Annotated in this window: 25 protein-coding genes; 12 read left to right on the top strand and 13 right to left on the bottom strand. The window is 70.3% G+C overall.

What is annotated here, in order from left to right; translation table 11 throughout:
* Window positions 1–328: 328 nt before the first annotated feature.
* The 4 genes from JOC24_RS32985 to JOC24_RS32980 all read right to left on the bottom strand — a co-directional run bounded on the left by JOC24_RS32985 (window position 329) and on the right by JOC24_RS32980 (window position 2,400).
* Entirely contained in the window at window positions 329–631 is a 303-nt protein-coding gene (locus tag JOC24_RS32985) for a hypothetical protein (RefSeq protein WP_239579324.1), read from the bottom strand.
* The gene (locus JOC24_RS00505; protein WP_205018731.1) at window positions 628–1,359 is read right to left on the bottom strand and encodes a GntR family transcriptional regulator; all 732 of its coding nucleotides are present in this window, start codon (window positions 1,357–1,359) and stop codon (window positions 628–630) included. The genes JOC24_RS32985 and JOC24_RS00505 overlap by 4 nt, the downstream gene beginning before the upstream one ends.
* An 8-nt stretch (window positions 1,360–1,367) precedes the next feature.
* Complete coding sequence (locus JOC24_RS00500) at window positions 1,368–1,592, bottom strand: hypothetical protein (protein ID WP_205018079.1); 225 nt, start codon at window positions 1,590–1,592, stop codon at window positions 1,368–1,370.
* Window positions 1,593–2,121: 529 nt separating this feature from the next.
* Entirely contained in the window at window positions 2,122–2,400 is a 279-nt protein-coding gene (locus JOC24_RS32980; protein WP_307792609.1) for a hypothetical protein, read from the bottom strand.
* A gap of 79 nt (window positions 2,401–2,479) precedes the next feature.
* On the opposite strand from JOC24_RS32980, the gene JOC24_RS00495 reads away from it, so the two are divergent.
* Window positions 2,480–3,238: a GntR family transcriptional regulator gene (locus tag JOC24_RS00495; RefSeq protein WP_205018078.1), complete on the top strand. Its 759-nt coding sequence runs from the start codon at window positions 2,480–2,482 to the stop codon at window positions 3,236–3,238.
* Between the two features lie 374 nt (window positions 3,239–3,612).
* On the opposite strand, the gene JOC24_RS00490 is transcribed toward JOC24_RS00495, so the two are convergent.
* Window positions 3,613–3,945: a hypothetical protein gene (locus JOC24_RS00490; RefSeq protein ID WP_239579469.1), complete on the bottom strand. Its 333-nt coding sequence runs from the start codon at window positions 3,943–3,945 to the stop codon at window positions 3,613–3,615.
* Window positions 3,946–4,408: 463 nt separating this feature from the next.
* On the opposite strand from JOC24_RS00490, the gene JOC24_RS00485 reads away from it, so the two are divergent.
* Window positions 4,409–4,657 (top strand): hypothetical protein, encoded by a 249-nt coding sequence (locus tag JOC24_RS00485; protein ID WP_205018077.1) that lies wholly within the window; start codon window positions 4,409–4,411, stop codon window positions 4,655–4,657.
* Window positions 4,654–4,896, top strand: coding sequence for a hypothetical protein (locus tag JOC24_RS00480; protein WP_205018076.1), 243 nt, complete (start codon window positions 4,654–4,656; stop codon window positions 4,894–4,896). The genes JOC24_RS00485 and JOC24_RS00480 overlap by 4 nt, the downstream gene beginning before the upstream one ends.
* Before the next feature lie 21 nt (window positions 4,897–4,917).
* Here the strand turns inward: JOC24_RS00480 and JOC24_RS00475 are convergent, their stop codons facing one another.
* Window positions 4,918–5,697, bottom strand: coding sequence for a hypothetical protein (locus tag JOC24_RS00475; RefSeq protein ID WP_205018075.1), 780 nt, complete (start codon window positions 5,695–5,697; stop codon window positions 4,918–4,920).
* A 218-nt stretch (window positions 5,698–5,915) separates the two neighbouring features.
* Between JOC24_RS00475 and JOC24_RS32975 the strand changes: the two genes are divergently transcribed.
* A complete protein-coding gene (locus JOC24_RS32975; protein ID WP_239579323.1) occupies window positions 5,916–6,188 on the top strand; it encodes a phosphotransferase family protein in 273 nt (90 codons plus the stop codon).
* Between the two features lie 36 nt (window positions 6,189–6,224).
* On the opposite strand, the gene JOC24_RS00465 is transcribed toward JOC24_RS32975, so the two are convergent.
* Both JOC24_RS00465 and mshA read right to left on the bottom strand, forming a co-directional pair.
* Window positions 6,225–6,731 carry a type III secretion system chaperone family protein gene (locus tag JOC24_RS00465; RefSeq protein WP_205018074.1) on the bottom strand — a complete coding sequence of 169 codons (507 nt, stop codon included), beginning with the start codon at window positions 6,729–6,731 and terminating at the stop codon, window positions 6,225–6,227.
* Between the two features lie 31 nt (window positions 6,732–6,762).
* Entirely contained in the window at window positions 6,763–8,112 is a 1,350-nt protein-coding gene (gene mshA, locus JOC24_RS00460; protein WP_205018073.1) for a D-inositol-3-phosphate glycosyltransferase, read from the bottom strand.
* A 182-nt stretch (window positions 8,113–8,294) separates the two neighbouring features.
* Between mshA and JOC24_RS00455 the strand changes: the two genes are divergently transcribed.
* From JOC24_RS00455 to JOC24_RS00445, 3 genes are all read left to right on the top strand, one after another.
* Entirely contained in the window at window positions 8,295–9,077 is a 783-nt protein-coding gene (locus JOC24_RS00455; RefSeq protein ID WP_205018072.1) for a class I SAM-dependent methyltransferase, read from the top strand.
* A 216-nt stretch (window positions 9,078–9,293) separates the two neighbouring features.
* Window positions 9,294–10,361, top strand: a complete 1,068-nt coding sequence (locus tag JOC24_RS00450) for a C40 family peptidase (RefSeq protein WP_205018071.1) — start codon at window positions 9,294–9,296, stop codon at window positions 10,359–10,361.
* A 406-nt stretch (window positions 10,362–10,767) separates the two neighbouring features.
* On the top strand, window positions 10,768–12,108 hold the full coding sequence (locus tag JOC24_RS00445; protein ID WP_205018070.1) for a PP2C family protein-serine/threonine phosphatase: 1,341 nt from the start codon (window positions 10,768–10,770) through the stop codon (window positions 12,106–12,108).
* On the opposite strand, the gene JOC24_RS00440 is transcribed toward JOC24_RS00445, so the two are convergent.
* The 3 genes from JOC24_RS00440 to JOC24_RS00430 form a co-directional block, all read right to left on the bottom strand.
* Window positions 12,090–12,428: a DUF2516 family protein gene (locus tag JOC24_RS00440; RefSeq protein WP_205018069.1), complete on the bottom strand. Its 339-nt coding sequence runs from the start codon at window positions 12,426–12,428 to the stop codon at window positions 12,090–12,092. The two genes, JOC24_RS00445 and JOC24_RS00440, sit on opposite strands and share 19 nt — an antisense overlap.
* A 135-nt stretch (window positions 12,429–12,563) precedes the next feature.
* The gene (locus JOC24_RS00435; RefSeq protein WP_205018068.1) at window positions 12,564–13,247 is read right to left on the bottom strand and encodes a hypothetical protein; all 684 of its coding nucleotides are present in this window, start codon (window positions 13,245–13,247) and stop codon (window positions 12,564–12,566) included.
* A 28-nt stretch (window positions 13,248–13,275) separates the two neighbouring features.
* Window positions 13,276–13,785, bottom strand: coding sequence for a helix-turn-helix domain-containing protein (locus JOC24_RS00430; protein ID WP_205018067.1), 510 nt, complete (start codon window positions 13,783–13,785; stop codon window positions 13,276–13,278).
* Between the two features lie 247 nt (window positions 13,786–14,032).
* Here JOC24_RS00430 and JOC24_RS00425 point away from each other — a divergent pair, with 247 nt between their 5' ends.
* The 3 genes from JOC24_RS00425 to JOC24_RS00415 all read left to right on the top strand — a co-directional run bounded on the left by JOC24_RS00425 (window position 14,033) and on the right by JOC24_RS00415 (window position 16,099).
* Window positions 14,033–14,503: a DIP1984 family protein gene (locus JOC24_RS00425; RefSeq protein WP_205018066.1), complete on the top strand. Its 471-nt coding sequence runs from the start codon at window positions 14,033–14,035 to the stop codon at window positions 14,501–14,503.
* 501 nt (window positions 14,504–15,004) lie between these two features.
* Window positions 15,005–15,598 carry a DinB family protein gene (locus JOC24_RS00420; protein WP_205018065.1) on the top strand — a complete coding sequence of 198 codons (594 nt, stop codon included), beginning with the start codon at window positions 15,005–15,007 and terminating at the stop codon, window positions 15,596–15,598.
* A 156-nt stretch (window positions 15,599–15,754) separates the two neighbouring features.
* The gene (locus JOC24_RS00415; protein ID WP_205018064.1) at window positions 15,755–16,099 is read left to right on the top strand and encodes a deoxyxylulose-5-phosphate synthase; all 345 of its coding nucleotides are present in this window, start codon (window positions 15,755–15,757) and stop codon (window positions 16,097–16,099) included.
* Window positions 16,100–16,233: 134 nt separating this feature from the next.
* Here JOC24_RS00415 and JOC24_RS00410 read toward each other — a convergent pair whose 3' ends face one another.
* Window positions 16,234–17,010: a TetR/AcrR family transcriptional regulator gene (locus tag JOC24_RS00410; RefSeq protein ID WP_205018063.1), complete on the bottom strand. Its 777-nt coding sequence runs from the start codon at window positions 17,008–17,010 to the stop codon at window positions 16,234–16,236.
* A gap of 96 nt (window positions 17,011–17,106) precedes the next feature.
* Between JOC24_RS00410 and JOC24_RS00405 the strand changes: the two genes are divergently transcribed.
* Together JOC24_RS00405 and JOC24_RS00400 are read left to right on the top strand one after the other, a co-directional pair.
* Window positions 17,107–18,075 carry an ATP-binding cassette domain-containing protein gene (locus tag JOC24_RS00405; RefSeq protein WP_205018062.1) on the top strand — a complete coding sequence of 323 codons (969 nt, stop codon included), beginning with the start codon at window positions 17,107–17,109 and terminating at the stop codon, window positions 18,073–18,075.
* Entirely contained in the window at window positions 18,068–18,841 is a 774-nt protein-coding gene (locus JOC24_RS00400) for an ABC transporter permease (protein WP_205018061.1), read from the top strand. The genes JOC24_RS00405 and JOC24_RS00400 overlap by 8 nt, the downstream gene beginning before the upstream one ends.
* Window positions 18,842–19,069: 228 nt before the next feature.
* Here the strand turns inward: JOC24_RS00400 and JOC24_RS00395 are convergent, their stop codons facing one another.
* Complete coding sequence (locus tag JOC24_RS00395; RefSeq protein WP_205018060.1) at window positions 19,070–20,326, bottom strand: GNAT family N-acetyltransferase; 1,257 nt, start codon at window positions 20,324–20,326, stop codon at window positions 19,070–19,072.
* Between the last annotated feature and the right edge of the window lie 56 nt (window positions 20,327–20,382).

Genomic DNA, 20,382 nt, shown 5'->3' with positions numbered 1-20,382 from the left:
GCGCGTCTTTAGCAGGCAGAACAAGCCGCCTAGGACTCGCGAGCCTGACGGTGGGCCGTGGACCAGGTGTGGACCCAACAAGCTCTCCTACGTAGCGCAGAGGCCTTGACCAGCAGCGAAGCGGGATTCTCAATCGGCCTCCGGAGTCGTGTGCGTTGCTTCGCATGATCTAGGGCTCTACGGATCCCACGTCGCCCGCAGTTCCTCGCTGCAAACGCGTGGTGGACCGGCCGCCACGCGACAGGGAGGGGATCCCAGGTGGGTGCCTGGGATCCCCTCCCTGTGGGAAGAGGTTGTCCTCAGAAGGAGCTGTTTCGCGTCACATCCCTCAGACCCCGTGCGATTCACTCGCGGTCACTTGGTGACCGCGGCTTGTCGCGACGCGTAGGACGTCCCGCAGAGCCCCGGCCAGTTCCTTCGTCAGGCGCCGCATCTCGTCGGGATCTAGGTCCCAGTCTGTGAAAGATTCCGAGGCGTTTTGCAACAGCTCGGCGGCCGTGTCAAGTTGGACCGCTTCGGTGTTGTCCGCCAGCCGGGACACGTAGCCGCCCCGGTCGCTGGTGCTCAGGTAGCAGGGCCTGCCATCTTGCCCCGCCCACGGGAGGAGCCGCAGTTCGTTTGGCATTGTCATCCTTGGGTCTCCCTCTCATCGATCACGTGATGCGTAGTGAAGACGGCGTCCACGCGGTCTCCGGGAAACGCCAGGAGCGTGGCTTCGACGACTCGGCCGGTGCGGTCGGTGGCAATGCGGGTGATAGAGAGGACAACCGACGTGTGGCCGATCCGGAGGGCCGATGCTTCGTCCGGTGTCGGGGGGCGAGCCCGCACCGTCTCTCGGAGAGCGGCCGGCGGCGGGCCGAGCACTGCGAATCTCTTAACGGCATTTCGGCACGTGGATTCCTCATCGAGTACTCCGGCCGGGACCAGGTCCCGCGGCGTGTAGATGTGGGCCAAGCCGTGCGGCGACTCACCTTCGTGGCTGAGGCAGGTGGTCTCCACGATGGGGCTGCCCGTGGGCACCTTCAGCAGCTTCGTGAGGTGCGCTTGGGCCGGGACGATGGTGCTGCGGACCGTGACGCGCAATGCCGGCTCAGCAGCGGCCCACGGGTCCAGGGTGCCCCAGCCGCCGACGTACAAGATCTTGCGGTGAGGGCGACTAACGAAGTTGCCTTTCCCGTGCATCTTCGCAACGAGGCCTTCACCCTGGAGTACGGCGAGAGCTTTCCTCAAGGTCACCGTGCTGACCTTGTACCGTTCGGCAAGGTCCGCTTCGGACGGAAGGCGTTCGCCAGGTTGAAGACCGCTCGTGGTGATCTGCTGCCGGAGGTCGTCGGCAATATCGTGGTGACGTGAGCGCATCGAGTCGGTCACCGCCGTCTCGGCATGCGCACGGCAACGAACCGGGTACGCGCGTGCATGGTCAGCAGCTCGCCCGACTCGAAGACCAATTGCTTCGCTCCCTGAGGAAGCTGGAAGAGGTCTACCACCCGGCAGGCATGGCCGCCGAGTTGGATGACGTCGCCGCGTTGCACGGTGGCCGCGGTGATCTCAACGCTAGAAGCCAGCGCGCCGCCGGGGATCCAGGCGCTCACTGCGTCACCTCCGTGGGCAGGGACGGGTCGGCAGATGAGTGGCACGGGCAGTCACACGCTTCGCGGATCACCGGGAGGTCAGCTGGTATCGGGACCGGGGAAGATTCCGTGCAGGAGGAGTGTGTCCCGATTCTGCAAGCGGTCGAGCGGTAGGGGACGGCCGAGGCTTCCGAGATGTGCAGTTGCCGATGAGCCGGCATCAGTGGCCCCCAGCTAGGAACGACCAGGCAACCGATGGCAGGTGAGGAGCGATGACCATCGCACGTGCGCGAACACGTCTTTCTGACGCCAGCACGTACGGGCGGACTAGTGCGACGTCCTCCCCCGAGAGCGGGTTTCGGTGGGTCGCCGCACCAGAGACTGCCCGGCCCAGGAAAAGAGTCGGCACGCCAACGGATTCATGGGAGGCGGCAGGGGACGCTGGAGGGCAGGAGGGCGTTAACACCCTTCGGTGTCTGCCACTTGAGGAGTTCCGCGCCCTGGTGAGGGTAAAGGCGCGGCGGATACGGTTAAGCACGCTGTTCAGCTCCTATCTCTGATAGCTCGGTCCCCCGACATCGCCCGTCGTGGGGACCGCTTTGTGTACGACCGCCCATAAGGTGCGCCCGTTCAAGCTGGTGGCGAGGAGCCCGAATCGATCGGCCTCAGCCACCACGTCAAGGACCTCCCGCCATGACTCGGCGGAGAGCGCTTCAGGCACCTCCGCTTCCACCGACGTGTGCCGGCGGTGTTCCTCCATTCGCGTGGGCAGCCCGAGGGCGGACAGCCGGGCGGCGATGGCCGCCGCGGTCACTCCCGAAGCGGGCACAGGGCAGGCCTCCGTCACCAGCGATCACTTTCAGTGAAGCTAGTTAACTAGATTAGAGCTAGTGGACTAGATTTTCCATATGCCTGAGCAGCCGCCTTATCTCCGCGTCGCCGATGAACTCCGGCAGCGGGTCAAGGAGCACATGTGGGAACCGGGAGACCGCCTGCCCTCCCGCGCCCAGATCGGCAAGGAGTGTGGCGTAGGCGAGAACGTGGTCCGCCGGGCACAGGAGTTGCTGATCTCCCAGGGTGTGCTGGAGGGCCGCGCCGGGTCGGGTACTTACGTTGCCGAGCCCCGACCGCGCGTGCGGGTGGTGCGATCGTCGGCACGCGAGCAACCGACCGGGTCGCCCTTTCGGGCCGACATGACGGCCGTGGGCAGACAAAGCGATTGGGAGAGCCGGACGGATGCAAAGGTGCCAGCCCCCGCAGACATCGCGACTCGGCTCGGGGTCGACGAGGGCGAGCTATGCGTACGCACGACGTACGAGTTCCTGGCGGACGGCAGGCCGGTGCAGTTGTCGACGAGCTGGGAGCCGTACGACCTCACCGCCGGCACACTCATCGTCCTCCCCGAGGGAGGCCCACACGCGGGAGCAGGCGTCGTAAACCGCATGGCCGAGATCGGCATCACGGTCAGCCACGCCGTGGAGCAGCCAGAGCCGCGGTTGGCGACCGCCGAGGAAGCGTCGCTCCTGGGTATTCAGAAAGCCGCTCTTGTCACGCACATCGAGCGGACCTACTACAGCGACACAGGGCGGCCGGTGGAGACGGCGGACATCGTGCTTCCCGCAGCGCTGTGCGAGATCGTTTACGAGGTCCCCATCGGTCGTCAGTAACGATCCCGGCGAGCGGAGGACGGGCCGCTCCTGGGCCGTCTCTGGGCCGTCCGAGGTTGCTCAAGGGCACCCGATGACGACCAATGGCGACTGCTCACGCCGAGTCGATCAGCGTCCCAACCTGCGAAAACCCTGGTCGTCGACATCTACCGCAAGACCCAGGGCAAGAAGAAATAGCCTTCACGATCATGCCCCCGACTGCGCTTACGGCGCGGGGCGGGGGCATTTTCGCGGGCTGGGCCCACCGTGGTGGATTCTGCGGCGGCCGGAGTGCCTGCCCGAGTGCTTTCCGGACTCGGGCACAGCCGCACGGCACGAGGTGCGCGCACGCCTTCAGCGTCAAGCTGCCTGGTCGGCTCCGGCAGGCCTTCTCCTCAGGGCGTACGCCCGCCCGGCTCCTCGTGCGGCATGACGACGACCTGGTGTTCGTCCTCGTAGATGACCCGCCCGGGACTCGCCGATTCCAGCCGTTGGCAGTCGACGCCGTGTGCGGCGAGCAGCTCCCGATACCCGTCCACCCGCTCGACGAGATCGTGTGCGGAGGACTTGAACCAGGCCACGGCGCCGGGGTGGAGCTCACGGTCGTAGACTGCGGGGTCGACGTGGGCCGGGTTGGTGTAGTTGGTGTCGTACCAGTCGTTGTCCGTGCGCCAGAAGCGGTACTGGTCCTCGGACAGCCTGCCCTGGCGCGCCAGTTCGTTGGCCATGACGAAGACCCCCGGGAAGTGGCCGAGGGGATGTCTCACCGTCCCCTGGAAACGAATCTACGGCGCACCGGGCATGTACGGACCTCCGTGCCGACTCTCTCCAACAGCTCAACGGATACTCCCACCCCGCCGAGGATCGGGCGGCGGACTGTGCTGGCGTACGGACAACAGCACTGTTGAGGCGCTCTGTTCGACGGACCGAGTGGCCGCAGCGACGGCGTCGGCCGCCTGCGTCTCCAACGACGTCCCATCAAGCGCCTGTTGGGCGAGCCCCAGCACTCCGCTGCCGGGGCGGGGCGCGCGTTTCCGTCCGTACCTCGCCCGGATCACCGCTCGGAGGGGCACCCGGCCGGATCGGGCCACCGGCTAACGTGGCCTTCACACCCGCCCGTTACCCGGGGTGCACAGCCCCGGCGGGGCGGGCGGACGGGCTCGGGAAGCAAGGAGATCGGGGAGAGCGGTCATGGGCGAGTCTCTGAAGACCTTCGTCGGCGGCACCGAGGTCGAGGTGCCCAACAGCATTCCGGCGATCCGTGCCGCGCTGCCCGAGGAGAGACGCGAGGAGTTCGACCACGCGATCAACGAGGCCGGTGTGCACGAGATCCAGGCCGTGATGCGGCACTGGATGCTCGAGGCGGTACCCGATCCCGAGGCCGAGCAGATCCTGGACCGGCTGGCGCAGGACGAGGCCGAGAGGCGGAACGTCGCTTGAGCTTCCGTATCTCCTTCGCACCGCCCGCCGACGACAGCCTGGCCAAGATGCGCGACGGCGACTCGTTCCGGGACGAGATGGCGCGCACCCTGGCCCTGGACCCCTACGGACACGCATCGACCGCCGTGAAGCGCGAACGCGACCGGCGCGAGGCGACGGTGTCCGCCGCCATCGTCCTCTACTACGTCTCCGGGTCCGTGCTGACGGTCACCGTGGTCAGGCTCGTACCGCTGCCGTGACCCGGAGAGGCGACGGGTGTCTCAGCCGAGCTTCTCGACCTGGGCGTCGATCACCGCGGTCGGCCGCTCGAAGTCGGCGTCCGCACCCGTCTTGCCGAGGTTGAGGGTGAAGAACGTGGCGATCGTGCCGCCCTGACGCACGCTCACGAGCTTGAAGGGGGCCGCCTCGTCGCCCTCACCCATCTGCACCCGCCACGCGAGTGCCTCCTCGCCGCCGGTCACCTTCTCCTCGGTCAGCTTCGTGATCTTCTGCTTCGAGCCCTTCATGTCCATGGTGAACCCACCGCTCGCGCACTCGGCAGCGGAGGCGCGGAGCTCGGCGAAGTTCTTCGCCGCGCCGTCACCGTCGTAGGAGGCAAGCGTGACCAGCGACGACGTCACGTCGAGCATGCCCGCGAGCAGGTCCTCGGGGTCGGCCGACTCGTCCTTCTTGGGCTCCTGGACGACCTTGCGCCCGGCGTTCCCGACCGGGTCCCCCCGCTTCACCCCGTAGAAGGCGAAGCCGATGGGCTCGCACTCCTTCTTGTCGACGGTGACGTCTCCGGGCTGCGCGATGTCCTCGGGGCCGGTCTTCGAGACCTTGTAGCCCGCTACGTCGCCCTGCTCCAGCGACACCTTCTCCAGCTCGGCCGATGTCAGCGCCTTGACCGCGGCGGGCTTGGAGGAGGAGTCGTCCTTCCCCGCCGAGGCAGTGTCGGCGCCCTTGGCGTCCGAGTCGGAGCCGCCGCAGGCGGTGGCGAGCAGGGTCAGGGAAGCCACGGCGGTGGCGAGTGCGGTGCGGCGTGCGAGGGTGGCGCGCATGGTTCGTTCAACTCTCCGTCCGAAGGAGCAACAGCCTCTCCCCGTCGAGTGATGCGTGACGGAGCGGGAGGGCTCTCGCGATGCGCACACTCTACGATCGGACACCTGTCCGATGATCGCCCCGACGGTCACGGGATGTGATCGTGACTCCGCTGTGATCACTCTGTGAAGCCCCTGTGTGGCGGTCGTCCCCGCAGTCGAGCCTCGGGGGCCCCGCCGTGTCCGTCGACGCGACAACAGCCGTACTGCAAGACGTCGGTGTCCAGCAGCCTGCGTCCCTCGCGCCCCTCTCCGGGGGCACGTACAACGCCGTCACCCGTGTGACGTTCGAGGACGGCACGGGCTGGGTGGTCAAGATCCCTCCGGCACACAGCACCGGCCTGAGCTACGAACGGCACCTGCTCGTCAACGAGGTCACCTTCTACAAGGCCGCGGCGGAAACGTGGGAGGCGGTGGCGCCGCGGCTCGTCGCGGCGCTCGAAGGGCTGTAGCCGACTGCGCGCGGCGCTGTCGGGACGGCCGCCCGCTCACGACGGGCGCTGCGTCAGATGCGTGAAGGCGTCCAGATTGCGGGTCGATTCGCCGCGCTCCACCCGCCAGGCGTACTCCTTGCGGATCGCGCTCGCGAAGCCCAGTTCGAGCAGCGGGTTGAACGCCCCGTCCGCCGCCTCCAGAACCGCGCCCAGCAGCCGGTCGAGCTCCTCGGGCGTGACGACCGACAGCGGGAGCCTGCCGACGAGATAGACGTCGCCGAGCTGGTCGATGGCGTAACTCACGCCGAAGAGGCGCAGGTTGTGCTCCAGGAGCCAGCGGTGCACCGCCGCGTCGTTCTCGTCCGGATGCCGGATGACGAACGCGTTCAGGGAAAGGGAGTGCTGCCCGACACGCAGCGAACAGGTCGTGGACAGCTTGCGCGTACCGGGCAGCTTCACGACGTAGGTGCCGGGCTCGGGGCTCTCCCATTCGAGCTCCGCGTCGTTCAGCGTCGTCTCGATGACCTGCGCCGCTGCTGCCTCGTCGGATACGTCAGCCATGCTGCGAGCGTACGACAACGCGCCCCGGTGCTCAGCCGTGGTGCGAACGGGCGCGGCGCCGGTGGTCGTGCATGGCCGCCGTGTACACGTCGGCGGTGGCCGCCGCGGCCGTGTCCCAGCCGAACGACTGGGCGTGCGAGGCCGCGGCCTCGCCCATCCGGCCCGCCAGCTCGGCGCTGTCCGCGAACCGGCCGAGCGCCTGTGCGTACGCCTCCGGATCGTGGCCGGGGATCAGGAAGCCGCTGACGCCGTCCCGCACCGCGACGGGAAGTCCGCCCACCGCCGCCGCGACGACGGGTGTGCCGGCGGCCTGGGCCTCGATGGCGACGAGCCCGAAGGACTCGCTGTACGAGGGCATGACCAGCACGGACGCCGCCCGGAACCAGTCCGCGAGCTGGTCCTGGCCGACCGGGGGGTGGAACCGCACGACGTCGGCGATCCCCAGGCGCGCGGCCAGCTTCTGCAGGCCCTCCGGCTTGGCCAGTCCACTGCCGCTCGGCCCTCCGACGACCGGTACGACGATGCGCGAGCGCAACGAGGGGTCGCGGTCCAGGAGCACGGCGACGGCGCGCAGCAGCACGTCCGGGGCCTTGAGCGGCTGGATGCGGCCCGCGAACAACGGGATCAGTGCGTCCTGGGGCAGCCCCAGACGGGCGCGGGCCGCCGCGCGGCCGTCGCCGGGGCGGAACCGGTCCAGATTGACCCCGGGGTGCACGACGGCGACCGCCGCCGGGTCGGCGTCGTAGAAGCGGATGAGTTCGTCCGCCTCACCGGCCGTGTTCGCGATGAGCCGGTCGGAGGCGTTCACGATCTGGGTCTCGCCGATGACACGAGCGGCGGGCTCGGGGGCGTCGCCCTCGGCGAGCGCGGCGTTCTTGACCTTCGCCATGGTGTGCATGGCGTGGACGAGGGGCACGCCCCAGCGCTGGGCGGCGAGCCAGCCGACCTGCCCGGAGAGCCAGTAGTGGGAGTGGACAAGGTCGTAGTAGCCGGGGCGCTGCCCGGCCCAGGCCTGCATCACGCCGTGGGTGAAGGCGCAGAGCTGCGCGGGCAGCTCCTCCTTGGCGAGGCCTTCGTACGGCCCCGCGTCGACGTGCCGGACCAGGACCCCGGGCGCCATGTCGACCGTCGGGGGCAGCCCGCCGGTGGTGGCCCGGGTGAATATCTCGACCTCGACACCGATCGCGGCGAGGCGCCGGGCCAGCTCCACGATGTAGACGTTCATGCCGCCGGCGTCGCCGGTGCCCGGCTGGTGCAGGGGAGAGGTGTGCACGGAGAGCATCGCGACGCGGCGTGGCTTGCGGTGCCCGGCGAAGCCGCCCGGGAAGCGGATGCGGGGCGCCGCAAGACTGCTGCCGAGCCGGGAGACGTACTGGCTCACAGGTCCGCTCCTCCTCGCTCGGGGCATGGCACGTACAGGGCGCACGGGCCCCACGACAGGCCAGAACAGTGGAACCCGGCCTTTCATTTCCACTTTGCCAAATCATTGCGATACCTCGGTGCGCCGGAGGGCGCCCGGGTGGTCCGCGTGTGCCCGTCGGCGCTTCGCATACGCTCCCTCTCATGCACCAGCGCCCCATCGGCACCGCGACCCGCGGGACGACCAACCCCAACCGGCTGCGCCGCATGGACCGCTGGATCGCCGCCACCCACGGCCCCGCCCTCCGCCGCAGCGAGGCGCCCGTCGCGGTCGACCTCGGCTACGGTGCCGCGCCCTGGACCGCCGTCGAACTGCTGGAGCGGCTGCGCACCGCCGAACCGCGTACGGCCGTCGTGGGCGTCGAGATCGACCAGGCGCGGGTCGCGGCGGCGAAGCCGTACGAGCGCGAGGGCCTCACCTTCACGCACGGCGGCTTCGAGGTCCCCGTGTCCGGCCGGCCGGTCCTCATCCGGGCCGCGAACGTGCTGCGCCAGTACGACGAGGACGAGGTCGCCGAGGTCTGGCAACGGCTGTGCGCCCGGCTCGCCCCCGGGGGGCTGCTGGTCGAGGGAACCTGCGACGAGATCGGCCGCCGGCACGTATGGGTCGCCCTCGGACCGGAAGGGCCGCGCACCGTCACCTTCGCGACCCGGCTCGGCTCCCTGGATCGCCCCTCGGACCTCGCGGAACGCCTGCCGAAGGCCCTGATCCACCGCAACGTGCCGGGCGAACCCGTGCACGCCTTCCTGCGGGACCTCGACCGCGCCTGGGCCACGGCCTCCCCGTACGCCTCGCTGGGCGCGCGGCAGCGCTGGATCGCCGCGGTCCGGGCGGTCTCCGCCGACTGGCCCCTGACGGACGGCGTACGGCGCTGGCGGCAGGGCGAGATCACGGTCCGCTGGTCCGCGCTGCGGCCCGCGGCGTGATGAGCTGCACCACGCGGTATCGATCGGGGGGACCTGACCGGATGCGGGAACGCCGACGGGGCACCGTTCGTCCCCTGTGTGACGGGCAGAGGGGCGCGGACCTCTGTTGCTTTACGGGACAACATGGCACGATCGCGTCGTCACGCGAAGGTTACTGACGGTAAGTCAGATGTGTGCGATACGGCTTTCGTTGCCATTCGCCCGGAGGGGGAGCTTGTGAACCGACGCCACTGTGCCGCTGCCGCGATCACCCTGGTCTGCGCAATGGCCCTGCTGACAGCGCCGGTCCAGGCCATGGCCGCCCCGGTGCCCGAGCCCGGCCCGGCCGCCACCGCGCCCGCCGCCGGCGGGAAGAGCCTCGAGGAGGTCCGCGAGGAGATCGACACCCTCTACCGCAAGGCCGGGGCCGCCACGGACGCGTACAACCTCGCCGAGGAGCAGGCCGAGAAGCAGTCCGGCGAGATCGTCCGGCTGACCAAGGCGATCGCCGACGGCGAGGCGAAGATCGCCGAGCTGAAGGACCAGGCCGGCGCGCAGGCCCGCGAGCAGTACCGCACCGGCGGGCTCCCCCCGGGCGCCCAGCTCATGCTGAGCGGCAGCCCGGACCTCTTCATGGACGGCGTCAACCAGGCCAGGCAGGGGCAGCAGGCCACCAAGGGCATGCTGAAGGAACTGGAGCAGGCCCAGGAGGACTTGGAGACCTACACCAAGGACGCGAGCCTCAACTGGGAGAAGATCGAGGCCAACCGCGTCAAGCAGGCCAAGTCCAAGAAGAGCATCGACGCCCAGATCGCGGCGGCGGAGAAGATCGAATCGCAGCTGGCCAAGGAGGAGCGCACCAGGCTCCTCCAGCTGGAGCGGAACGCCGCGTCCACGGCGCAGGCGGCCTGGCTCTCCTCCGGCGCGCTCAAGGACATCAACCGCGAGGCGAGCGCCGCCGGCAAGCGGGCGGTGGCGTTCGCGACCGCCCAGATAGGCAAGCCCTACGTATGGGGAGCCGAGGGACCCGGTTCGTACGACTGCTCGGGGCTGACGTCACAGGCCTGGGCCGCGGCGAAGCAGCCGATTCCCCGGACGTCGCAGGAACAGTGGCGGCAGCTGCCCCGCATTCCCCTCCAGGACATGCGCCCCGGCGACCTGATCATCTACCACAGCGACGCCAGCCACGTCGGGATGTACGTCGGCGACGGCTCGATCGTGCACGCCCCCCGGCCCGGCCGGCACGTCACGCTGACGGGCGCGGGAACGATGCGGATCCTGGGCGTGGTCCGTCCGGACAAGTAGGCACCGGGAGCGTGGCGGTAGCCGTGACGGACGGCACGTGACGCCCTCCGCGGTGCGGCGGGTGACGGCCTGTGGAGAGCGGCACACGACGCCCGGCCGAGGACGGCGCGTGACGCCCCGTGGAGAGCGGCAGGTGACGCGCGCCGCACCCCGTGCCGGAGACCGGCGCGGCACATGTGCGCAACGCGTGGCGAGCGCGTGATGTTCGTCATGACCTCATGTCCGTTTCATGCGCGTCGATCACGCCGGATCCGTGGTGGGACGCGGCTTATGGCCGCCCGAATGGCTGAGGATGATCGCCAGGCGCCATTCCGTTCCCCTGCCGCAGACCGCTATCGTCCCCGTCGGCGGTTCGTCGTCCGTCGTCCCGCCGCGCCCTCGGGGGAGGGAAGGAAACCCGAAACCGATGCCCGTACCCGTACCGCAGCAACGTGCCGTTCCCGCTGCGGAAACCACTCATGGCGCCGACCTCACCCTCCTGGTGATCGAGGACGACCCTGCGGGCACCTTCGCCGTTCCCGAGCTTTCGTCCACCACCGGAGCGCGGATCCGCGTCCGCACCGCCCGCAACCTCACCGAGGCCGGCCGGCTGCTCACCGACGACGTCGACTGCATCCTGCTCGACCTCGACCTGGCGGCGGCCTCACTGCCCGCCGGCGCCCGGCCCGAAGGCGAGGCGGCCCTCCCCGACGACCTCGCCACCCTCAAGCACGTCCTGCGCATCGCGCCGCGCCACGCGGTACTCGCCCTCACTGCGGAGGACGACGCCGAGCGGGCCGCCGAGGCCGTACGCGTCGGAGCCCAGGACTACCTCTTCCGCGGCGAGCTGGACGGGCGCCTCCTCAGTCGCGCCATCCGGTACGCCGTGGAGCGCAAGCGCGCCGACACCGCCCAGCACCAGCTGACCGAGTCGCGGCTGCGTGCCCAGGAGAACGCACGGCTGGAACGCGGGCTGCTGCCCACCCCGCTCCTCGACGGCTCCGACCTCGCCTTCGCGGCCCACTACCGGCCGGGCCGTAGCCGCGCCCTGCTCGGCGGGGACTTCTACGACACGGTGCGCACGCCCGACGGCACGGTCCACGCGATGATCGGCGACGTGTGCGGGCACGGCCCGGACGAGGCTGCGCTCGGCGTCGAGCTGCGGATCGCCTGGCGGGCGCTCACCCTGGCCGGGCTCTGCGGCGACGCCCTGCTGTCCACGCTGCAGCAGGTCCTCGAGCACGAGCGGCAGAGCGAGGAGATCTTCGCGACGCTCTGCACCGTCGACATCGCCCCCGACGGACGCCGCGCGGGCCTGTGCATCGCGGGCCATCCCGCGCCGCTGATCGCCCGCCATGGACGGGCCGCGCACCTGCTCCCGTACGAGGACGGCGGGCCCGCCCTCGGCCTGCTGCCGCACGCCCGGTGGCCGCGCCGACAGGTCGAGCTGGGTGGTTCCTGGAGCCTGATGATGTACACCGACGGTCTGATCGAGGGTCGTGTCGGACCCGACGGGACCCGGCGACTGGGACAGGACGGCATGGTCTCGATGATCAACGGGCGGCTGGACCAGGGTCTCGGCGGCGAGGCCCTGCTGGAGGCCGCGGTCACGCAGGTGCAGGAGCTGAACGGCGGCGAGCTGACCGACGACGTGGCCGTACTGCTGCTGGAGCGCGACGAGGCCCGGATACACCGCAGGGGCAGGAACGCATCGCGTTCCCGCCCCAATGCCGCCTCGTCGGCGGGGGCTCAGCGCCCGCCGTTGTAGGGGCCGTACGGTCCGTCGCTGCTGGAACCTCCGCGACGGCCGCCGCTGCCGCCCGATACGGCCTTGATCGCCGGCCTCACGTCCACCATGAAGACGATGGACGCGATCACGCCCGCGATCTGCAGGAACAGGATCGGAATGACGAGGTTCACGAAGACGGTGACCCCGAGGATGATCAGCCAGAAGGACTTCTTCTGCTTGTCCGCGGCCCGGTAGGCGTCCTCGCGCGCCGTCACGGCGAAGATCAGCGCGACCACGGCCAGGACGAGCATGGCCAGGTACAGCAGCTGGAGGAACGAGCCGAATGCTTCGAGCAACACGGTGAGCACCGCCTAGTCAGTGGATGAGCGCCTCGCGGCAAAGGTACCGGGACAACGACCCGGGCACCCCCAAAGGTGCCCGGGTCGCTCCCCCGCAATCCCGGACCGCTTCCGCGGTCCCGGAACCGCTTGCGTCTACTTCGCGGACGGCGGGGTCGTCTTCTTCGCCACCGGCTTGCGCACGGGCGCCGACTTCTTCGCCGTCGCGCCGGGCGCGGCCTTGGACTCGGCCGCCTTCGGCGTGGGCTTCTTGGCGGCGGGGGCGACCGGCTTCGCGCCGGTAGCCGGCTTCACCGAGCCCGCGGGCCTGGCGGGAGTCACGGGCTTCGCCGCCGCATCGGACTTCTGCTTCGGCACGGACTTCGGCTCCGCCTCCACGACGGCGGCGATCTCGACGATCTCCTCGGCCGTCTCGCCGCGCCAGGTCCGTACGCTCTGCTCGCCGCGCTCGGCGACCTTCTCGTACGTCTCCCGGGCCCGGACCGCGTACTCGGCGGCGACACCCACGCTCCGCAGCGCCAGGTCCTGGGCCGTCTCGCCCCACTTCTTCAGGTCGGTGTCCAGCGTCCCGAAGACCTCGGTCACCTTCGCCTGCACGGTGGCCTGGGCCTCCTTGGCCTGCGTGGTGACCCGCTCCTGTACGGCCTTCGGGTCGGTGTTGCGCACGGCCTCGATCCGCTCGGGCGCCTCGGCCCGCAGCTGCTCGATCAGGCCCGGGACCTTGCGCGCCTGCTCCACGGCGAGGTCCGCCGTGCCGGCCGCGAAGTAGAGGGGGGTGGGGTCGGTGAGGGTCTTGCGCAGGTCATCGGTGATGGCCATGACTGTGGTCCTCCCGGATCATCAGAAGTCAGTTCGCTTGTGGGTCTGCATCACTGCCGCCGGCCGTGCGGGGGCCGCGGGCATCCGGACCGGCGCCGTTCGCTTCTCCGGCACCGCTTTCCGCGTCGGCACCGATTCTGCTCTCCGCATCGGCGGCTCCGTGGAACTCGCTGCCGGTGTCGGGCGCGACCTCGAAACCGTTCTCCCGGCGGAAGGAGTCGTAGATCTGCAGGAGCACGCTCTTCTGGCGCTCGTTGATCGACGGATCGGCCAATATGACCGCTCGCGTCTCCAGCTCCTCCCGCTCCCGCTCATCGAGGATTCCGGCCCGCACATAAAGCGTCTCGGCCGAGATCCGCAGGGCCTTGGCGACCTGCTGCAGCACCTCGGCGCTCGGCTTGCGCAGACCGCGTTCGATCTGGCTGAGATACGGATTGGACACCCCGGCGGCGTCGGCGAGCTGCCGCAGGGAGAGCTGCGCGGTACGCCGCTGCTCACGCAGGTACTCGCCGAGATTGCCGACGTTGAGTGATGCCATGGCTCGATGGTGCACCACCCTTGCTAACTTTTGCAAGCGGCTGCTTGCAAAAGTGTTCCGCGCCACCCGCCCGGTGAACTGGGCCCGTGCACGACGGCCGTCCGTCCCCCCGCGTTCGCAGCGCTCCGAGCGGCTGTCCGCTCTCGCCCCAGTGGCCGGCCAGGACTCCTGGGGTCAAAACCAGGTGCATGTGAGCTGGTTCGCATTCGTATACTTGTACGAGTCCACGGAGGGGGAGGTAGAGACGGTGAAACTTGCTGAGGCACTGGCAGAACGTGCGGAGGCGACGCGCCGCGTAGAGCAGTTGCGAGCGCGCGTCGTCAGCAGTGCGCGGTACCAGGAAGGGGAGACACCCGCCGAGGATGCCGCCCAGTTGCTGGCTGACGCCGGTGAGGTGCTGAGCGCTCTGGAAACGTTGATCCGGCGGATCAACCGGACCAACGCCACCGTGGAGATGGATCCCGACGGCACGCTCACCGATGCCCTCGCCCGCCGGGATGTCCTGCGGTTGCGCCACTCCGTCGTCACCGCGGCGGCGGACGCGGCGGCGGGTAGCAGCGAGCGGGGGTACGGCCGGCAACTCCGGTCCGAGCTGATGATGCTTTCCGCGCTTCCGGTCGCGGAACTGCGCGGTCAGGCAGATGTGCTCGCGCGGGAGAACCGCGAGATCGACGTGCGGATCCAGCGCACCAACTGGGAGGTGGATCTGCTGGACTGAGTGGTCCAGCGGGCGGAGACGATGTGGAGCAGGTAGCAGCTTCGGAGGCGTGCACACACCGAGGGCCGGCGGTTTTCCAGCCCACTCCTGGCGCGTGAAGAGCAACGCGGGGGTTCGACTCCCCATCAACAGTGCAGCTCAGCACGGCGTACAGGTAAAGGTGCACATCGCACAGCACATCACCACGTGCAGATCCGAAGCGGTGAGGGCGGGTTCGGGGCTTTCCACATCGCAGCACCACGGACAACGACGATCGAGCACAGCAACGGCACGCGCATGACTGATCCGTACACCGTTCTCGACGTACGACGCCCTACGGGCTGAGATCCACCCGAACTGACAAGGCCGAGGTCAAAGACCGCTCCTCGATCCAGATCTTCTGGAATGGACAACGGCTGACCGCTCCCGGTTTCCCGCCGGGGCGCGGCGTGAAGCGAACGGGTTCGCACGAGCCGCCCCACCGGCGCTCCCGCGCTCGGAGTCCACGGGCAGACTGGTCCCATGACCGCCCCCGATGCCAAGGCCGATCTCCGCCTCTATCTGCAGTCGGCTCGCGACGCCCTGCTGTGGAAGCTCGAAGGGCTCTCGGAGTACGACGCACGGCGCCCGCTGACCCCGACCGGCACGAACCTCCTGGGCCTGGTCAAGCACGTGGCCGGTGTGGAACTGGGCTATCTCGGCGACACCTTCGCACGGCCGTCCGGCGAGCCGCTGCCGTGGATCGATGACGAGGCCGACGCCAATGCCGACATGTGGGCCACCGCCGACGAGTCGCGTGAGCAGGTCGTGGGGCTCTACCGCCGGGCCTGGGCGCACGCGGACGCCACGATCGAGGCGCTGCCCCTCGACACGGTCGGCACGGTGCCGTGGTGGCCCTCCCACCAGGCCGAGGTGACGCTGCATCACGCCGTGGTTCGCGTGATCACCGACACGCACCGGCACGCCGGGCACGCCGACATCCTCCGGGAACTCATCGACGGCGCCGCGGGAATGCGTGAGGACAACGGCAGCCTGCCGCCGGGCGACGCGGCCTACTGGGAGGGTCATCGGAGCCGGCTCGAACACGCGGCGCGCGAAGCCGACCGGAACGCGTGACGGCGGCGCGACGACGGACGTCGTATCCGCAGGAACGCCCGCGGTGCGGACGTCCCGGACCGCCACGCCAGGTCGGGCGTCCGTGGCGCGGACGCCCGGGGCGGTGCCGCGTGAAACCCGATCGAACAGCCCGGGCCCGCGGCCTACCCTTGCCGCATGCCGGAGCCCAGGACCTCGTACGTCTGCCTGCCGTGCCGCGCCTCGTACAAGCAGCCCTACGGCAGGGAGAGGGCGGACCGCGCCTGTCCCCGCTGCACAGGGGCGCTGATCCACGTCGGGTCGGCCTTCGCGGCGCCACGCCGCCGGGACACCGCGGCGTGGCGTGCGCTGTCGGTGCTGCTGCACGCCGGCGTCCGCTTCCACAAGAACTGCTGCGGCGGGGGCCCGGGCTACCGGCCGCGCACGCTGCGCGAGGTGAAGGAGCGGATGGCGCACGCCCAGCGCACCGGAGAGCCGTTCGCGCACGCCCTCGTCCGGGCTGGGCTACCCCGGCCCGGCTGACCGCGGGGTCTCCTCGTCCGGGCGGTGACCAGCGAACTTGCCGACACGCAGACGGGTCCGGCCGGCGCCACCGCGCCGGAAGCGGCTCGGCGACATGCCGCTCATGCGCTCGCGCGGTCCCAGATCCCCTGTGCTCACTGGTCCACGCCCCTCTCGATGAGCACCTCGACGCCGTCAAGCACCCGCTCGAGACCGAACACGAAGTCGTAGTCGGGTTCGTCCGGCTCACCCATGGCACCGGAGGACAGGAGCCTCGACAGCGCCGGATGGCGGACGGGGTCGATGAGCCGTTGCACCGTCCGCTCCCACTGCGCCATCACCTCCTCGGCCGAGGCGCCCTTCGCCGCGACGGCGGCGGCGATATCACTCATGAGCAGGGCCTCGTTCCGTACGAATCCTGAGACGAGGAGGATGACGGAGATCTTGTCCCCCTCGCGCAGCCCACTGCCCTCCAGCACCTGCAGGCCCTGTTCCCACCAGGCGACCGAGTGCGGACTGACCGGCGGCCCCGCGATCGGGATGCGCAGGGACCACAGGTTGCGCCGGAACATCCGGCGCTGGGCCCACGCCCACTGACGCAGCCCCTCCCGCCAGCCCGCCCCCTCCTCCAGCGCGGCCAGGGGCTCGGGGGCGCCCATCGCCGCCTCCTGCATGAGGACGTACAGCTCCTCCTTGGCGGAGACGTAGCGGTAGAGCGACATCGTGGAGGCGCCGAGTTCCTTGGCGACCCTGCCCATCGAAACGGCCGGAAGGCCCTCCGCCGCGGCCACCGACACCGCCGCGGCCACGATGCGGTCCAGCGTCAGGCCGGGCTTGGGGCCCTTGACCGGACGTTCGCGCAGTCCCCACGCGGCCTCGATGCTGGCCGGCAGGCCGGTACCGCCCGACGACGCACTGCTGTTCTCCGTCACCCGAAGCCGCCTTTCCCGGTACTGGCTTGCCACCATCCTAGGTTTGCGTAATGCTTACGCAGTAACGCGTACGACATACGCAGAAGGGGGATCGTCATGAGTACGGCCATGAACGACGTCATGATCGAGGCGCACGGCCTGACCAAGTCCTACGGAAGGCCAGGCACCCGGGTCCGGGTCCTCGACGGCGTCGGCCTCCGGGTCGCCCGCGCCGGGATCCACGCACTGCTCGGCCCCAACGGCGCGGGCAAGACCACCACCGTGCGGATCCTCGCGACCCTCGCCACCGCCGACTCCGGCACGGCACGTGTCGCCGGGTACGACGTCGTCGCCGACCGACGCCTGGTACGCCGAGCCATCAGCCTGACCGGGCAGTTCGCCGCCGTCGACGAGACCCTGACCGGCGAGGAGAACCTGCGGATGATGGCGCGCCTCTCCGGCCTGACCCGCGGCCAGGCCCGTCGGCGCGCCGAGGAACTACTCGTCCGCTTCGGCCTCACCGAAGCGGCCCGCCGCCAGGCCCGTACGTACTCCGGCGGGATGCGACGCCGCCTGGACCTCGCCGCAGGGCTGGTCGGCTCGCCCGAGCCCGGCGTCTTCTTCCTCGACGAGCCCACCACCGGCCTCGACCCGCGCAGCCGCCGCGAGCTCTGGCAGGTGGTCCGCGACCTCGCGGGCCGGGGCGCCGCCGTCCTGCTCACCACCCAGTACCTGGAGGAGGCCGATCAGCTGGCCGACCGGATCACCGTCCTCGACAAGGGCCGCGCCGTCGCCGAAGGCACCCCGGAGACCCTGAAATCACGGGTCGCCGGACACCGTCTCGACCTCGTCCTCAGCAGCCGCGAGGCCTACCTCCGGCTGGCCACCCGCGCCGTCCACCACTCCCCCGAGACCCTCACCGTGGGCATCCCCACGGACGGGTCCGCGACCCACGCCCGCACCCTGCTCGACGAGATCGACCCGCACCGCACCGACATCGACCGCTTCTCCGTGCACAGCGCGACCCTCGACGACGTCTTCCTCGCCCTCACCGCCGACAGGACGGAGGCACCGGCCCATGTCTGACGCACCCGGAGCCCTGACCCACGCCACGGTCATGACCGGCCGCAGCCTGCTCATCAGCCGTCGCAACGTCGACGCCGTCATCACGTCGATGATGCTGCCGATCATGCTGATGCTGATCTTCGTCTACTTCTTCGGCGGCGCGATCGACACGGGCACGGCATACGACTCGTACGTCATGTACGTCGTCCCCGGCGTCCTGTTCCTCTGCGCCGGCTTCGGCTCGGCCACCACCGCGGTGGCGGTGAGCGAGGACATGAAGGGCGGAATCATCGACCGCTTCCGCTCCCTGGACATCGGCGGGATGCCGATCCTGGCCGGCCATGTCGTGGCGAGCACGGTACGCAACCTGGTCTCGACCACGCTGGTGTTCGCCGTCGCCCTGCTCATCGGCTTCCGCCCCGCCGCCACCCCTGCGGGCTGGCTGGCCGTCACCGCCGTACTGCTCGCCTACATCGTGGCCCTGTCCTGGATCTCCGCCGCGATCGGCCTGCTCGCCCGTACCCCCGAAGCCGCCGGCGGGTTCACCTTCTTCATGTCGTTCCTGCCCTACCCGAGCAGTGCCTTCGTCCCGGTCGACAGCATGCCGGGCTGGCTCCACGGCTTCGCCGACCACCAGCCGGTCACTCCGGCCATCGAATCGCTCCGGGGTCTCCTGCTGGACCAGCCGGTGGGCGACGCGCCCTGGACCGCGCTCGCCTGGGCGGCCGGGATCCTGGTGGTCGCCCTGGCCCTGTCGAGGGTGCTGTTCAGGGTGCGGACGCGGTGATCCCCGGACGCCTCCTGAACCATTGCGCGTAGGCACCCGCGACCTGCCGGAGCGTGGGGGCGGCCGGCATCCCCGGCATCTCCTGCGCGGCGGCCGGCGCCGGCCGGGCCCGTCGCACCACCCGGGGAAGCGCGTGCCGCTCCAGGCGGGTCAGGAACGCACCGCGGCCCTGACGTGGGTGGAGTCGGTGACGCCCCTGAGGAGCACCGCCCCGCAGGAGCCTGCCCGTCAGAACACGTCCGGGCACCACGCACGCCGTGGCGCCCGGAACACCACGTCCGCCTCGGCTGCCGCGCCCGCGCGGTGTTCGTCGAGCCGGCCCAGTGCGGCAAGCCGCACCGGCGACTCGTCGCCCAGGCAGAGCGCGCCCAGCTCCGCCACGTCCAGCGTGAGGTCGGCGTTCCGTGCCGTGGGGACGCAGGACGCGCCGGACGGTGAGACCTCCAGCAGGAACCGGCCGCCCGCAAGGCCCGCGGCGTCATGGACGTCCAGGACCAGGGCGCTGCCGGTCGTGTACGTACGCGCCTCCAGTGCCGCTGGGACGTCAAGGACGCGCAGCCACAACCGGTCCGCCTGGGTCACGACGCGGGCGGCGCGCGGGTCCGGGAGGAGGAGCGGGAGCAGGTCGTCGGGGGCCCGGTAGCCGGTACGGACCGTGGTGATCCAGTCGATGGAGCACACGAACCGCCACAGGGACCGTTCCGCCGCCGGGGTCGCCGCGATCAGGCTGCTCACCTTCGCCGTCTCGAGCGGCTGCTTCCGGTCGCCCCAGTGGTCGTCGGCACGGTAGACGACCAGGCCGTCCACCTCCCCGTCGGGCGACCGGTACACCGCGTAGAACGGCTCGCTCCACGTCTCGTGTTCCGGGACGTCCACGCCGGTGTTGCGCTGCCACCAGCGCTCGTCGCGGGAGACCACGCCGTGCTGCCGGGCGGCGACGCGGCCGTGGAGTTCGGGGCCCAGCTTGCGCACGTCGGCTCCGTCCACCAGCTCGATCCGGCCGCCGTCCGCCTCGGACGGGACCGGCGCGCGCGGATCCAGGCCCGCCCGGGGAACGTCGATCTCCCACTCGGTGATCCACGCGGCCGGACCGAAGCCGTACCGCCCGTAGATCGGGTACTCCGCCGCGATCAGCGAGGCGAAGACGTCGCCGCGCTCCTTCGCCGACGCCAGGTCCGCGGCCATCATCCGGTTGAGCAGCCCCCGGCGGCGGTGCGTGGGGGTCACGGTCACGGCGGTGACGGCGTCGGCCGGCACCCTCGCCCCGCCGACGACGGTCAGCTCCTGCGCGAAGGACCGGAACGTCGCCACACAGCGCCCGGCGTCGAACACGCCCTGGACACGGTCGAGATCGGTATGGGCCAGGCGCAACGCGACCTCCTCCTCACCGGGCACCCCGGCCGACGCCCTGACGAAACCGGTCCCCACGGCGCGCAGCCAGTCGGGGAATTCGGCTGCGGAGACGATGCGTGGATCAAGGCTCATGCCGCCCACGCTAGGCGCAGCGAGTTCGGAATGTCGCCCGCATTTCCGCAGCCCCG

It is taken from the genome of Streptomyces sp. HB132, assembly GCF_016909575.1.
Lineage (GTDB): Bacteria > Actinomycetota > Actinomycetes > Streptomycetales > Streptomycetaceae > Streptomyces.
The sequence above is the reverse complement of the archived record's forward strand: the minus strand, read 5'-3'. Positions and strand labels throughout refer to the sequence as shown.

What these genes read in the sequence shown, in the direction of transcription:
- JOC24_RS00495 (WP_205018078.1), top strand. Translation starts at nt 2,480, where the DNA reads ATGCCTGAGCAGCCGCCTTATCTCCGCGTCGCCGATGAACTCCGGCAG.
- JOC24_RS00420 (WP_205018065.1), top strand. Translation starts at nt 15,005, where the DNA reads ATGACCGCCCCCGATGCCAAGGCCGATCTCCGCCTCTATCTGCAGTCG.
- JOC24_RS00475 (WP_205018075.1), bottom strand. Translation starts at nt 5,697, where the DNA reads ATGCGCGCCACCCTCGCACGCCGCACCGCACTCGCCACCGCCGTGGCT.
- JOC24_RS00400 (WP_205018061.1), top strand. Translation starts at nt 18,068, where the DNA reads ATGTCTGACGCACCCGGAGCCCTGACCCACGCCACGGTCATGACCGGC.
- JOC24_RS00415 (WP_205018064.1), top strand. Translation starts at nt 15,755, where the DNA reads ATGCCGGAGCCCAGGACCTCGTACGTCTGCCTGCCGTGCCGCGCCTCG.
- JOC24_RS00430 (WP_205018067.1), bottom strand. Translation starts at nt 13,785, where the DNA reads ATGGCATCACTCAACGTCGGCAATCTCGGCGAGTACCTGCGTGAGCAG.
- JOC24_RS00405 (WP_205018062.1), top strand. Translation starts at nt 17,107, where the DNA reads ATGAGTACGGCCATGAACGACGTCATGATCGAGGCGCACGGCCTGACC.
- JOC24_RS00435 (WP_205018068.1), bottom strand. Translation starts at nt 13,247, where the DNA reads ATGGCCATCACCGATGACCTGCGCAAGACCCTCACCGACCCCACCCCC.
- JOC24_RS32985 (WP_239579324.1), bottom strand. Translation starts at nt 631, where the DNA reads ATGACAATGCCAAACGAACTGCGGCTCCTCCCGTGGGCGGGGCAAGAT.
- JOC24_RS00445 (WP_205018070.1), top strand. Translation starts at nt 10,768, where the DNA reads ATGCCCGTACCCGTACCGCAGCAACGTGCCGTTCCCGCTGCGGAAACC.
- JOC24_RS00485 (WP_205018077.1), top strand. Translation starts at nt 4,409, where the DNA reads ATGGGCGAGTCTCTGAAGACCTTCGTCGGCGGCACCGAGGTCGAGGTG.
- JOC24_RS00465 (WP_205018074.1), bottom strand. Translation starts at nt 6,731, where the DNA reads ATGGCTGACGTATCCGACGAGGCAGCAGCGGCGCAGGTCATCGAGACG.
- JOC24_RS00505 (WP_205018731.1), bottom strand. Translation starts at nt 1,359, where the DNA reads ATGCGCTCACGTCACCACGATATTGCCGACGACCTCCGGCAGCAGATC.
- JOC24_RS00395 (WP_205018060.1), bottom strand. Translation starts at nt 20,326, where the DNA reads ATGAGCCTTGATCCACGCATCGTCTCCGCAGCCGAATTCCCCGACTGG.
- JOC24_RS00455 (WP_205018072.1), top strand. Translation starts at nt 8,295, where the DNA reads ATGCACCAGCGCCCCATCGGCACCGCGACCCGCGGGACGACCAACCCC.
- JOC24_RS00490 (WP_239579469.1), bottom strand. Translation starts at nt 3,945, where the DNA reads ATGGCCAACGAACTGGCGCGCCAGGGCAGGCTGTCCGAGGACCAGTAC.